We start from the raw sequence: 13,331 nt of genomic DNA, 5'->3' as shown, positions 1-13,331 counted from the left end.
TTAAAGACAAAAAATTATTTTTGAAAATATTTATACAAACTATTAACCTCATTTCCTCCTATAAACACATATTTTTTTATTATAAATTATATGATTATACAAATTTTAACTTTATGCATAGTATATTATATGCCTATTTAGCATAAAAAATTTACAAATTAAGGGGGCTTTTTAAATGCAGAGCATATCCTCTGAAAATTTAAAAGGAATAGACGTAAGTAGTTGGCAAGGTTTAATTAACTTCTCTGAAGTGAAAAATAGTGGTATTCAAGTAGTTTATACAAAAGCTACTGAAGGTACCTATTATACAGACCCTTTTTTAAAGCCAAATTACTCTAACGCTAAAGCTGAAGGTTTATATGTTGGATTTTATCACTATTTCAAACCTGAGAGTATTGATTCTTCAACAAAACAGGCTCAATATTTTGCTAGTAGAATTAGTGGATTAAATCCTGAATGTAAACTTGTTTTAGATCTTGAAATTTCAGGAGGCTTTTCTAGTACTGAACTATCTAATTTAGCTGAAACATTTTTAGTTGAACTAAAAAAATTAACTGGTATTGACGTAGCTATTTACACCTATAGTAATTTCGCTAGATATAATTTAACAAATATACTCTCTAAGTATCCTTTATGGATTGCTGAATATGGAGTAAACACCCCTATGGATAATCCTATATGGACTAGTTGGATAGGATTTCAATATTCTGATTCTGGATATGTGCCTGGAGTTTCCGGAAATGTGGATTTAAATGTATTTACTAATGATATATTATTAAATACATCTATTACATCTCCTATAATTCCAGCACCAAACTCTCCAGAGATAAGTGATAATGAAATTTTTTATGTAGTACAACCTGGTAATACTTTAAGTCAAATTGCCAGCAAATATGATACTACTGTTGAAAATTTAGTTAATATAAATAACATTTCTAATCCTAACCTTATTTATCCTGGTGAGGTTTTAAAAATTTTTATTAATTCTATTAATTCATCAAATGATTTTAATTCAATTTATGTAGTCCAATCTGGTGATACTTTAAGTAAAATCGCTGATAATTTAGGAACTTCAGTAAATTCTATTGTAAATTTAAATAATATTAGTAATCCTAATCTTATTTATCCTGGAGAGATTTTAAATATACCATCTTCTATATCTTCTAATACTGGTAATTCTAATAATTTAGCACAAAGTTATATAGTGCAATCTGGTGATACTTTAAGTAAAATTGCTCAAATATTTGATACAACTTATGAACACCTTGCTGAAATTAATAATATAAGTAATCCTAACTTAATTTATCCTGGACAAGTTCTTAAAATTTATTAAAAATGAGAGTTCTAAAATTTAGAACTCTCATTTTTAATACCCAATAAAATTTTGTATAGCAAGTAATGCTTTTATATCTATCTTCTCATTAGATTCAATAACTTTTTTAGCCTCATCCTTATTTACTAGCATAACTTCAATATCTTCATCTGCTTCTAAATTATCTTTTGATATTTCACCACTACAAGTACAATAAACAAATGCAACTGATTCATCAGTCATTCCTACTGATACATAAACCTTTGATTTTGTTTTTGTATAATCAATTTCTATTAAATCTAGTCCTGTTTCTTCTTTTAATTCACGCTTTACAGTTTCAGTAAAGTCCTCTCCAGCATCTACGAGACCTGCTGGAAGTTCATAAACATAATCATTAAGAGGTACTCTAAATTGTTTAATAATAACTAATTTATCTTCTTTTATATGTTTAGCTAATATAATAACTGCATCAATTTTTTCTTCAAGTCCATTAAAAAATTGATTTCTTATAGTTTCTAAATCTTTTCTTGATGCTATAGTCCAATTTCTTAAGTCGCCATTTTTATTACAATACTCAGCATTATAAAGCTTTAAATACTTAGTATCTGAAAGAATATCAACTTTATTTATTTTTACTTTACTCATATTTCTTAACTCCAATACTATTTTTTTACTTTATATTAATTGTATATTTTTTGAAAATTCATTGCAAACTTTATAAGTTCTTAAGCTTATTAAATGCATATTCTATAGTCATTTCTAAATTATTATTATTTTTCCCAGCACCTTGAGCTAAGTTCAAGCTACCTCCCCCTTTTCCATCAATAAGGGTTATTGCATCTTTTAATAAATCACTCATACTAATATTTTTTATATTTTTAGAAGAAGCAAATATTAAATTAGCTCTTTCTCCATTTTTAACTACCATTAAAGCTATTGTATCTTCATTTTCTACAATTTTACTTGCAAGCTTTTGTATATATTTTATATTTTCTCCTGAATAAACTTTTTTTACAACTGATATATTTTTAACTTTATCAGCTGTTTCTATCATTTCTTTCATTTCATATCTTGCTATTTCTTCTTCTATTCTTTTTTTCTCATCTAGAACTTCTTTTAAATTATTATTTAAATTTTTTATGCTATTTATAGCTTCTTCTTCATTACTACTTAAATATTTACATACTTCAGATGCAAATCTATCTTTTTTAAGTGAATCTATAACAGCTCTATTTCCAGCTAAAAACTCTATTCTTGTTGCTTTCTTGTGTTTTTCCCACTTCTTAATCTTAATGATTCTAAGATCTAATGTTGACTTAGGATGCACTCCACAGCAAGCATTTATATCTAAATCACCTATTTTTACTACTCTTATTTCTTCGTTTGTTTTTGGAAGATCTCTTCTTAAGTTTAGTTTTTTTAATTCTTTTCTAGTAGGTGTCAAAAATTCCACCTCTAAATTTTCTCCTATAATTTCATTTGCTAAAACTTCTGCTTCTCTTATTTGGCTTTCCTCAAAATATCCATCTATATCAACAGTGCTTATATCCTTACCTAAATGGATACTGACTGTATTTGTATTAAATAGTTTAAAAAAGCATCCAGATAAAATATGTTGAGCTAAATGTTGATGCATTCCGTCTTCTCTTCTTTTCCAATCTATAGAACATTTAACTTTATGTATTTTTATAGGTTTCGTTTCTACAACATGATATAATACTCCAGTCTCTTCATAAACATTCATAACTTTATGATTTTCTATATATCCTATATCTCCAAGTTGGCCTCCTCCACCTGGGAAAAAGGCACTTTTGTCTAAAACAACATGAAACTTTCCATCTAATTCTTTAACATCAATAACTTCTGCAGTAAAACTTTTAATATACTGATCTGTATAATATAACTTTTCCATACTATCCACCTTTCTATAAATTCCCTAATATCTATTACGCTTTAGATTTTAATAAAGTCCTAATTCTTTTAGATCTTTTTCATTATAATTAACAACTAACTCTTCTGGAAAACCAACTTCTTTAATAAGTCTTTCACAATTGTCAAATCTCCCAACATCATACCAGATATGAGCATCACTACCTAAAATAATTTTAACTTTATTTTCTCTACATAAATTAAGCATTGTTTTATAGTTTTCTAAAGCTCCAGGTCTATAACTATCTGCCTTTAAAGATGAATTATTAACTTCTAATAATACATTATTCTTTTTAGCTACTTTAACTATTTCTTCATAGTTTAACGGATACCTATTATCATCAGGATGAGCTATTATTTTTACATATTTATTTTCTATAGCTTTTATTACAGCTCTAGTATTTTCATCTATTGAACCAAAAGGAATACATGGTGGATGTAAGCTTGCTATTACATAATCTAATCCTTCTAATACATCTTCTGGAATATCTATATTTCCATTATAATCAATTATATTAGCTTCTACACCCTTTAACATTCTAACTCCATTTATATTTTCCCTTAAAACTCTTAAATTTCCAAAATGAAAAATATAAGGTCCTCCTGGCATTTCAGGTCCATGATCTGAAACACCTAATATTTTTATTCCATTTTCTATTGCCCCTTCTATATTTTCTTTTATGGTACTATATGCATGACCACTAGATATAGTATGACAATGCAAATCTATTATTGCTTTCATTTAATCACTCCAATTTCTATCTTTAGTAATGTTCTTATAATAATATTACTAAATTTTATCATATATATACAAGTATAGTATTGTTAAATAAAAAAAGAGTGTTCTATAAATGATTTAATATAATCATTTAAACACTCATCTCCTTTCAATCATTATTAATATTTAAGCTTTCTAATTTATCTTTATTTTCTTCTATAACCTCAATAAATTTTTCTACTATCTGTGGATCAAATTGCACTCCACTGCACCTTCTTAATTCTTTTATAGCCTCATTGTTAGTTCTTCTTTTATTATAAGGTCTATTAGATGTCATTGCATCAAAGCTATCTATTACAGTTAATACCCTTGCTAAATAAGGTATTTCCTTTCCTTTTAATTTACTAGGATAGCCACTTCCATTATATTTTTCATGATGATGTAATATTATAGGAATTATTTCTTGTAGTGATTTAACAGGTTTGATTATATCTACACCATTTTGAGGATGGTTTTTTAATATTTCCCATTCATCATCTGTAAGAGGCATTTTTTTTATTAATATTTCCTTTGAAACATTAATTTTCCCAATATCATGCATATAAGCACCATATACTAGTACATCTTTTTCTCTTTTATTTATTGGAAGTTTCTCAGCTAATAATCTACTATAAAAAACTAATCGTTCACAATGTCCATAAGTATACTTATCTTTAGCATTTATTACACTAATTAATGTTTTTATAGATGTAACTAACTCTATATCCTCTTCGTCAATATCCTTCTTTATTTCATCTAAAATTGAAATATAAGCTTCTACCCTATTTTTATAGAAAAATTTTGCTTTGTATAATGCATCATCTGCTGATTTAATTAAGTCCATATCACTTTTTGCCTTATCTGGATATGTAGAAACTCCCATAGAAACTGTTAAATTCCCATTAGGTTGATTCTCTTCTCCATAAAATTTTGTATTTTCAATTAAAATTCTTAATACGTTTGCTAATGTAATTGCATGTTTCTCTTCTGTATCAGGCAAAATTACTGCAAACTCTTCTCCACCATATCTAGCCACAATATCTTTTTTCCTTACATTCTTTTTTAATAATTCACCTATTCCCTTTAGAACTTCATCTCCTTGTTGATGTCCATAAAGATCATTATAATGCTTAAAATAATCTATATCAATAAATATCATTGATAAAGGATTTTGTGCTACATCTGATAGTTTAATTTGTTCTTTTAATTTATCTTGAAAATATCTATGATTATAGACTCCTGTTAATCCGTCTTCATTAGCTAAGCACTTTAATTTATTTATGTGGTCTTTTTCTATTCTTACATAATAACCTAACGGCCATGCAGTAAGAATAAACACACCTGATAATATTAAATCATTTTCAAAATAAAAATTAATTGTTGCATTTGGCAAGCTATAGATATCTATAGATAAAATAGTAAAAGATGATAAAAGTGCTACTATTATTCCTCTTTTCATTCCAAATTGTATAGTAGTAGTTATTATTATAAATAAGAAAATATATTTACATTCACTAATATGAGCTCCAGAAATAATTATTGTAAAAAAGAACATAAAGAAAAAAATTATATTTTCAATGAATTTTAAATACTCCATATGACTATATTTAAAACTTCTCGATATTGAAAATAACAATAAATAATATATTGTTAATAATATACATACCACAACACCAATAGTAAAGATGTTATAATATATCTCTATAGTTTTAATACTTTTATTTTGAAAAACGTTTTGAAAAAGTGTAATTGAAGTAAATAACAAGGAAAAAATCTTTACTACTGCTACTATATCATCTATTTGCTTCTGTTTATGCCCTTCTATCTCATTCATTTCTCTATACCTCATTAATATATAATAAATACAGTAATGACCGGAAAATTTCCGGTCCTACTTATTATTTATCTCTTAAACATTTTGGTTCTTTTGGTTGGTATGTACACCAAAAACATGCTGATGTTGCTATTACTGATGCAAAAACAGTAGCAAATGTAGCAACTCCAACTAAAACTTTCTTATTTAACTTCCTCATAAATATTCCTCCCTACTTTTTAAATTTATTAATAAAAGTTTCTATTATGTAAATTAATTTATGCCCAAGCTTAGTTAAGGATATTACTTGCCACATCATACCTCCACATATACATAAGCTATATTTAATAAATTTATCATAGCTTGTACTGATATATATAATAAGGTTACCTAAAACTAAACATAAGTAAATACTTACAATAATGATAGAACCTTTTTTTAATCTTTTAATTTTTTCTTCTTTTTTTATAGGTTTAAAAATACTATCTACTGGTGCTAATTTATAAACTAAATAATATGACAAAATAAAACTTAAGAAAACTATAATACCTACAATATTTAAGTCATTAACATTTTTTAACATTAATGGTATAGCAACACTTATAATAGTTCCTATAAAAGTACATCTTGTAGGTGAACTTGCATGAGCTCCACCTGAATACTTTCTTAATAATGCTATAGTAATGGTAGTTATAAAAGATTCTAGCATTACATTTAAAAATGCTCCTATTATTAATACAGAAATTATAGACAATATTATTTGCAATATTGCAAAAATTCCGTATTCAATAACTTCTTTTTTATCACTTTCAAAATTTAATTCTTGCGAAATTCTCTCAGCTATATTTTGAGATAACCTTCCAATGTCATACATTTTTCAACTTTCCTTTATTGTTCATTAATAAGTAATATATAGTTATTACTACCGCCACAATAACTAGTGATGGTATTCCATATATTGTCTTTAAAACTGGATCACTTACTATTTTTTCTATATTTGACTTTGCAAAAGTCTGTATTATTAATAAATTTACTCCTTCACTACTAAATTGAATAATAAAAATACCTATTACAGATTTAATTATATCCAACATATCAATTTTATTTATTAAATGACCTATTAATATGGCTATTCCTATATTAATAACTATATGCCCTCCATAAGTTATAGGAAGAAATCTAACTAAAAATACTAATATAGAATATAAAAAACTTGATAGTACATATCTTTTTTTATTTATTTTTATTCTTGAAAATGAATATATAGCTAGAATAAATAAAAAACCTTCAGGTATTGCTCTAAAAAAAAGTTCTATTGGCGATAGCTTTAACATTTAAAAATCTCCTTTATTCATATTTTTTTATTCAATACAACTATATTCTTATCTACTTTATTCACAATCAACTTTATTAATATACTTTATAGATTTATAAATTATAATAAATACATAAAATCTAATAAATATGTCTCCAATACTTAAAACGCTATATCCTAAATCAAATATATCTGTTAAAAATTTAAATTTAGTAGTGCAATCTCCTAAAATGTGAATATCATTTACTCTAATAAAAGAATCAGATTTTATATAACCAGTAAAATATGATAATGTAGGAAAAACTGGCATCTTACCTCCATTAGCTCTTATAGCAATATCATTTAAAAATCCACCTATTATCATAAAAAATGACCCAATAATTGCACTTAAATATTGATTATACTTTAAAATTAATGGTATATATGAACAGAAATATATTATTTTTAGAATTTCTGAGTATTTTATAACACTATAATTAGCATTAAATATATTAATTTGTACAAATATATATATTATCTCCATTAATATTATTGGATATATAGTCCAATTTTTAAATATATCTTTAATTTTTAAGCCTTTACTTTTAGCAAATATAAGAGCTATTATGATAGTTTCTATCATATTTTCTCCTTCTCTTCTATTATTCTTTTAAAAATTTAACTGTTTCTTCCTTAATTATACTCTTTTATCCTATACTTTTCCATCTTTTTTTGTATTGTATTAAATTTAATATTAATATATTAAATTATAGGTATTTTTATAATCTTTTTATTTATATATTCTTTTTTATAATCATCATTTATTAATTTTATTTCAATATAATTAAACATATAATTAAAACAGGCTATGTTAATAGCCTGTTTTTTATTTGAAAATATGTCTTATAAATTCATATGGTTCATAAATAATAAGTCTAGGTCCTGAAAATCTCATTACTTCTTTTATATTGATTTTCATATCTTTCTTATAACAATGTATCTTACATTTACTACAAGATGTTTTACTGTTACCAAATCTACATAAATCCAATCTTTTATGTGCATACTCTAAAAGTTCTTTACATTCTTTACAAAGTTCCCCTCTACAATTATGCTTTTTCCTACAATAAAGCTTAATCATAAGTTCAACAACATCTTTTTCTTTTTCTATCCTATTCATACCTAATCCCTCTAACTATTAATAGTAGTTGGCTTAATTGTTTTAATTCTAAATATAAAATAATAAAATTTAAATAATATGACTAAACTTAATATTACCTTTACAGTTATACTATCCACTATTATAAGAGGAAATGCAATCATTGTATCTGCAAATAATAAAATTGTTATCTTAGTTTTTAATGTCATACTCCTGCTGTTTACAAAACTTTCTAAATGCTTCTTATAAAGCTTAGTTCCTTTAAACCATTTATCAAATCTCTCTGATCCTCTAACAAAACAGAAAGATGCTAAAAGTAAGAATGGTGTTGTAGGTAAAATTGGAATTATTACACCTATTGATCCAAGAACAACACAAATTAGACCTATAGCTACATAAATTCCTCTTTTTACTTTATTCATATCTCTTCCTCCTATTATATTTATTTAGTCTAGTTATATTATTAGACTTTACATAACGGACTTCCCATTTATACTTCTTCAATTAATTTCTTATTTAAAACCTTAAATGTTCTATTACATATAGTTGTAGTAGATTTTCTATGAGAAATCAATACTATTGTCTTATCACTACAATTTTCTTTTATAGCTTTTAGTATCTCACCTTCATTTAATGTATCTAAATTACTTGTTGGTTCATCTAATATAAGTACTTGTCCATTATTTAAAAATGCTCTTGCTAAACCTATCCTCTGTTTTTCACCTGATGATAAATTGCTTCCTAACTCCCCTGCTTTAGTATCATATCCATTTGGTAATGTTTCTATAAAATCATGTATAGATGCTTTTTTAGCCGCTTCTATAACTTCCTCTCTAGTTGCTTTAATATTACCAATTTTTATATTATCCTCTATTGTTTCATTAAAAAGATATGTTTCTTGACTTACTAAAGTTTGACTGTTTCTTATAGCCTTTGTTTTTATGTTCTTTATATTTTCACCATTAATATTAATTTCACCTTTATTAACATCAAAGAACCTCATAAGAAGTTTTACAAATGTACTTTTCCCTATTCCACTATCACCTATTAAAGCAATTTTATCTCCTTTTTTAATTTCTAAATTTATATTATTAAATATAGATTCTTTTCTTCCCTTATAAGAAAAACTTACATCTCTATAATCTATTTTAGAAACTAAAAGTTCACCATCACCTAGTACTTCTTCTACTTCTGGCTCTTCATCTAGAAGCTTAAATATTCTCTCTGCACAAGCAAATGTATGAAGTAAATTATTAGAAAGATTACTTAAAGCTACAACTGGACCAAAAGATGATGCTATTATTACTATTGCTACAATCATTGTTGTAAATGTAATATAAGTGTTTATATATAATGAAAATCCTATTGCTACAAAAGTAAGTATTGCTAACATTATAACTAAATCTGTTATTGCTCTTATAATTCCCTCATGTCTCTTTATTTTATATAAACTATCGTTTAGTTTAATTGAATTAGAATTAATTTTATCTAATCTTTCTTTTCCACTATTAAATAATAATATTTCCTTTAATCCTCTTAAAGAATCTAATATATAGGAATTACTTTCCCCAAATACATTTCTATATTCTACCCCATCCCCTTTAACCATAGATGAAGATTTATATGGTATAACAAACCCAACTATTAAGAAGAAAATAGCTGATACTATTCCAAATATAGGATTTATTAAATATAATATTATACTTATTATTGTATTTGTTATTATTGCAATAGCAATAGGTGCTATTGTATGTGCATAAAAAACTTCTAATAGCTCTATATCTGAAGTTATAAGTGAGATTAAATTCCCCTTTTCTTTACTTTCTAATTTAGCTGGAGCTAATCTCCTTAAAACTGTAAAGATTTTATCTCTAAGTATAACTAATATCTTAAAAGCTATATAATGCCCTGAAAGCTGCTCACAGTATCTAAGTAGCCCTCTAAGAACTGCTGCTACAAGCATTACTGTTATAGCCCCATTAAATGATATAAAATTCCTATTATCTATTATGCTTCCAATGGAAATTGCTCCAAAAGTAGCTATTGCAATTGCAGATAAGAACCCTAATACTCCCATAGTTATTGTTATAATCATAACCGGTGTTAATGGCTTTAGTTCCTTAATTAATCTTTTCATTATTTTAAATCCTGATTGTCTCTCCAAAACTACATCACCACCCTTATCTCTTCCAATTCTCTTTGCTTATTTATCATATTATAATAAAGCTTCTTAGAATCATATAATTCTTCATGCGTACCTGATTCTACAATATGTCCTTTTTTCATAACGTAAATTTTATCAGCATCAATTACATTTGCTAATCTATGAGATATAACAATTATTGTTTTAGTTTTTGAAAGATCATATATAGCTTTCCATATATCTTCTTCGCTTTCAACATCTATATTTGAAGTGGCTTCATCAAAAATCATAACCTCTCTATTTGCAAGTATTGCTCTAGCCAAAGCTAGTCTTTGTTTTTGTCCTCCAGATAGAAGACTTCCCCCTTCACCAACATTAGTTAATAAACCTTCCTTTAAAGAAATTATAAATTCATATAATCTTGATACTTTAAGTGCATTTTCTATCTCTTCTTTAGTAGCATCTTTATTTGCCATTAATAAATTATCTAATATACTTCCATTAAATATATAACTATTTGTTGATATTAACGAAACTTTACTATATATAGTATCTAATGGTATATTATCTACATTTATATTATTAAACTTTATTTCACCACTATTTACTTTATAAGAATTTAAAATAAGAGAAGCTATAGTACTTTTACCACTTCCACTTTCCCCAACAATAGCTACTAAGCCTTTATTTGGAACTTCCATATTTGCATTTTCAATAACTTTTCTCTTGCCATCGTAGCTAAAATCTACATCATTTAAAGTTATTGAAATATCATTCATTTCATCATACCCATTAGCTAATTCTTTTTTTCTCTCTTCAACATCTAATAAAGCAAAAATCCTATCTGATGCAGCCATACCATTCATAGCTATATGGAAAAATGATCCTAATAATCTTAATGGTATGAAGAATTCTGAAGATAACAATATAATTATTAGTAAATCACCTATTAACAAAACTCCACTTCTAAATTGAAATAATGCAACTATCGTTCCTAATGCTGCTCCACCAAATGCTATTAAATCCATAATATTTATGGAATTAAGCTGCATACTTAAAACTTTCATAGTAACTTTTCTAAACTTTTCAGCCTCATCATTCATCTTATTATGTCTTTCTTCATCTCTATTAAATACCTTTAATGTAGTAAGCCCTTGAAGATTTTCTAAAAATGTGTCTCCTAAATTAGAATAACTTTTCCAATAATTTTTCAATATTTTTTTTGCCAACTTCATTATTGCTATTATTGATACTGGAATTAATGGAACACATAATATAAATACTATTGCTGATTTAAATGATATAAAAGATAACACTACGAATAAAGTTATAGGTGCTAACATTGAATAAAAAAATTGAGGAAGATACTTACCAAAATAAACTTCTAAAGCCTCTACGCCTTCTACCGTAAATTGTACTAAAGAAGATGTAGATTCTACTTCATTATAGCTAGTCCCTAATTTAAGCAGTTTCTTGTATATAAGCTCTCTTAATGTCACTCTTGCATTTGCTGAAGCTAAATAAGAAAACTTACCATAAAACAAATTACTTACGTATCTAATTATTAAAAGTATAATTATTATTCCTATTGTTCCTAATAAAGTTAAATTTTCCCCCATTTTAAACTGAGATAAATCACTGATAATCTTACTAGCTGAAGTGACAACTAATTCTTCACCTAAGTATATTCTATTAATAAATTTTCCTATTAATAATATAATTAAAATATTGCATAAAATTGATATCCAACTAACTAATACAGTTAATGCTACATATTTTTTAGACTCATTACATAAATTTATGAGCCTCTTATTTATCATCATAAACTTCTCCTCCATCTAATCATTATTGATTTTCATTATCGTTTATGTTATAAAAAATATATATTCCTTTTGGAATATTAAAATAACCTATTGATAATTATTATCACTTAATATTTTATTCGTTTTTTTTATTTTTGCAATTCCATTTAAGAAAGTGTTAATTTCCTAAATAGAATAAATTAATTATTGGAGGGAAGTCTAATTTTGAATATAGAGCAAGTCAAATATTTCCTAGAAGTCGAAAAATATAAAAGTTTTACCTTAGCTTCTGAAGAACTTTGTATTTCTCAATCATCTTTATCAAAGCAAATTAAATCCTTAGAAAAAGAATTGAATACAGAGCTTTTTATTAGAAATCCTAGAAATATTCTTTTATCTTATTCTGGTGAAAAATTTTTAGAATATGCAAAGAGCTATGTAACGCTCCATAATAAAATATTAAAAGAAATGATGGATATTTCTAACAGAGAATTAAACATTGGTATTACACCATTGCTATCTCAATACGGGATTATATCACTAATTAATACTTTCAATAAGTCTTTTTCTAAAATTAATTTAAATTTAATAGAAAATGATTCCTCTAATTTATTTAAACTTTTTAATTCTAAATCAATAAATTTAGCTTTTACTAATTTAAATGATATAGATACCGAAAACTATAATGCAATTTCATTATTTAAAGATGAATTAGTTCTTGTTATATCTAAAAATAATCCATTAGCTAAAGTTGAAAGTATTAATATTTGTAGTCTCTCTAAACAAACATTTATATTATCAGAATCTAATAATAGTTTATATAATTTATGCACTAAAGAATGCCTAAAATCTGGATTTTATCCCAAAATTTCATATTCTAGTTGTAGAATAGACACTATTTTAGAGTTAGTTTCTCAAGGTTTTGGTGTAACATTATTACCACAAAAAGTTATTAATAAATTTAATACTGAAAATCTTAGATCTATTCCTTTACAAAATACTATTATTAATGAAATAGTATTAACATTCCCTAAAAATTTACCTTTATCCACTGAAACAAAATTATTTATAGAATTTATAATTTCCAAAAAATAAAGACAGGTATTATATAATATCTGTCTT

Annotated in this window: 14 protein-coding genes; 2 read left to right on the top strand and 12 right to left on the bottom strand. The window is 25.4% G+C overall.

Annotated elements, in window-relative coordinates; translation table 11 throughout:
• The first annotated feature begins 175 nt into the window (after window positions 1-175).
• Window positions 176-1,333, top strand: coding sequence for a GH25 family lysozyme (locus CP523_RS12135; protein ID WP_120140904.1), 1,158 nt, complete (start codon window positions 176-178; stop codon window positions 1,331-1,333).
• 33 nt (window positions 1,334-1,366) lie between these two features.
• Here CP523_RS12135 and CP523_RS12130 read toward each other — a convergent pair whose 3' ends face one another.
• The 12 genes from CP523_RS12130 to CP523_RS12075 all read right to left on the bottom strand — a co-directional run bounded on the left by CP523_RS12130 (window position 1,367) and on the right by CP523_RS12075 (window position 12,230).
• The gene (locus CP523_RS12130; RefSeq protein WP_120140903.1) at window positions 1,367-1,957 is read right to left on the bottom strand and encodes an NUDIX hydrolase; all 591 of its coding nucleotides are present in this window, start codon (window positions 1,955-1,957) and stop codon (window positions 1,367-1,369) included.
• Between the two features lie 70 nt (window positions 1,958-2,027).
• Entirely contained in the window at window positions 2,028-3,224 is a 1,197-nt protein-coding gene (locus CP523_RS12125; RefSeq protein WP_066673522.1) for a DHHA1 domain-containing protein, read from the bottom strand.
• A 48-nt stretch (window positions 3,225-3,272) separates the two neighbouring features.
• Window positions 3,273-3,983: a phosphatase gene (locus CP523_RS12120; protein WP_066673516.1), complete on the bottom strand. Its 711-nt coding sequence runs from the start codon at window positions 3,981-3,983 to the stop codon at window positions 3,273-3,275.
• A gap of 145 nt (window positions 3,984-4,128) precedes the next feature.
• Window positions 4,129-5,832, bottom strand: coding sequence for a bifunctional diguanylate cyclase/phosphohydrolase (locus CP523_RS12115; RefSeq protein WP_066673507.1), 1,704 nt, complete (start codon window positions 5,830-5,832; stop codon window positions 4,129-4,131).
• 64 nt (window positions 5,833-5,896) lie between these two features.
• Window positions 5,897-6,031, bottom strand: coding sequence for a cyclic lactone autoinducer peptide (locus CP523_RS12110; protein ID WP_066673506.1), 135 nt, complete (start codon window positions 6,029-6,031; stop codon window positions 5,897-5,899).
• A 12-nt stretch (window positions 6,032-6,043) separates the two neighbouring features.
• Window positions 6,044-6,685, bottom strand: coding sequence for an accessory gene regulator ArgB-like protein (locus CP523_RS12105; RefSeq protein ID WP_066673501.1), 642 nt, complete (start codon window positions 6,683-6,685; stop codon window positions 6,044-6,046).
• Window positions 6,678-7,145, bottom strand: coding sequence for a hypothetical protein (locus CP523_RS12100; protein WP_066673499.1), 468 nt, complete (start codon window positions 7,143-7,145; stop codon window positions 6,678-6,680). The genes CP523_RS12105 and CP523_RS12100 overlap by 8 nt, the downstream gene beginning before the upstream one ends.
• Before the next feature lie 57 nt (window positions 7,146-7,202).
• Window positions 7,203-7,748, bottom strand: a complete 546-nt coding sequence (locus tag CP523_RS12095) for a DUF5317 family protein (protein WP_066673497.1) — start codon at window positions 7,746-7,748, stop codon at window positions 7,203-7,205.
• A 243-nt stretch (window positions 7,749-7,991) separates the two neighbouring features.
• Window positions 7,992-8,285 (bottom strand): nitrous oxide-stimulated promoter family protein, encoded by a 294-nt coding sequence (locus CP523_RS12090; protein ID WP_066673490.1) that lies wholly within the window; start codon window positions 8,283-8,285, stop codon window positions 7,992-7,994.
• An 11-nt stretch (window positions 8,286-8,296) separates the two neighbouring features.
• Complete coding sequence (locus CP523_RS12085) at window positions 8,297-8,686, bottom strand: YbaN family protein (RefSeq protein WP_066673489.1); 390 nt, start codon at window positions 8,684-8,686, stop codon at window positions 8,297-8,299.
• Between the two features lie 68 nt (window positions 8,687-8,754).
• On the bottom strand, window positions 8,755-10,428 hold the full coding sequence (locus tag CP523_RS12080; protein ID WP_120140902.1) for an ABC transporter ATP-binding protein: 1,674 nt from the start codon (window positions 10,426-10,428) through the stop codon (window positions 8,755-8,757).
• Window positions 10,429-10,430: 2 nt separating this feature from the next.
• Window positions 10,431-12,230, bottom strand: a complete 1,800-nt coding sequence (locus CP523_RS12075; RefSeq protein ID WP_120140901.1) for an ABC transporter ATP-binding protein/permease — start codon at window positions 12,228-12,230, stop codon at window positions 10,431-10,433.
• Window positions 12,231-12,434: 204 nt separating this feature from the next.
• Here CP523_RS12075 and CP523_RS12070 point away from each other — a divergent pair, with 204 nt between their 5' ends.
• Window positions 12,435-13,304: a LysR family transcriptional regulator gene (locus tag CP523_RS12070; protein ID WP_162925983.1), complete on the top strand. Its 870-nt coding sequence runs from the start codon at window positions 12,435-12,437 to the stop codon at window positions 13,302-13,304.
• Window positions 13,305-13,331: the final 27 nt, after the last annotated feature.

This window comes from Clostridium septicum (assembly GCF_003606265.1).
Classification (GTDB): domain Bacteria; phylum Bacillota; class Clostridia; order Clostridiales; family Clostridiaceae; genus Clostridium; species Clostridium septicum.
The sequence above is the reverse complement of the archived record's forward strand: the minus strand, read 5'-3'. Positions and strand labels throughout refer to the sequence as shown.